At 63.6% G+C, this 730-nt stretch carries 1 protein-coding gene and 1 pseudogene; both read right to left on the reverse strand.

Annotated elements, in window-relative coordinates:
- Positions 1 to 177: pseudogene (locus EN884_RS37675) on the reverse strand (FMN-binding glutamate synthase family protein); the annotation flags it as partial.
- Positions 178 to 183: 6 nt separating this feature from the next.
- A partial coding sequence (locus EN884_RS37680; protein WP_128361216.1) for a GXGXG domain-containing protein occupies positions 184 to 730 on the reverse strand: 547 nt, incomplete at its 5' end.

The following is a 730-nucleotide window of genomic DNA, read 5'->3' on the forward strand; positions in this document are numbered from 1 at the left end:
ACGCGAGATCGAGGCGCCGAGGAACAGTAGGTCGTCGAAATGCGGCAGCTTGCGCTTGGCGCCGGCGCCACGGATGTCATAGATGCCGGTCGCCGCGGCACGGCGGATCTCGGAAAGCGTGTAGTCGTCGAAGGTCGCGGATTTGCGCGGCGTCGTCGGCGGGTTCCTGTAGGTCATGCTGCCTCAATACGCGTCGGCGTTGTCGATATTGAAATTATAGAGGGTACGCGCCGAGCCGTAGCGCTTGAACTCCGACGGCTTGACGCCGGTGACGCCGGCGCGGTCGAGCAGGCCCTGCAGCAATTCCAGATGCTCGGTCCGCATTTCCTTGGCGATGCAGTCGGCGCCGAGGCTGTCGACCTTGCCGCGCACGAAGAGCCGCGCCTCGTAGATGGAATCGCCGAGCGCATCGCCGGCATCGCCCAACACCACCAGATTGCCTGACTGCGCCATGAAGGCCGACATATGGCCGATATTTCCATGCACGACGATATCGATGCCCTTCATCGAAATGCCGCAGCGCGACGAGGCGTTGCCTTCGATGACCAGCAGGCCGCCCTTGCCGGTGGCGCCGGCATACTGGCTGGCGTCGCCTTTGATGGTGATCGAGCCCGACATCATGTTCTCGCCGACTCCAGGCCCTGCCGAGCCATGCACGGTAATGGTGCTGCCGGAATTCATGCCGCCGCAGTAATAGCCGACGCTGCCGCGCACATCGATGGCAACAGGC

It is taken from the genome of Mesorhizobium sp. M7A.F.Ca.AU.001.01.1.1, from assembly GCF_004022735.1.
In the GTDB taxonomy this organism is placed as follows: Bacteria; Pseudomonadota; Alphaproteobacteria; order Rhizobiales; family Rhizobiaceae; genus Mesorhizobium; species Mesorhizobium ciceri.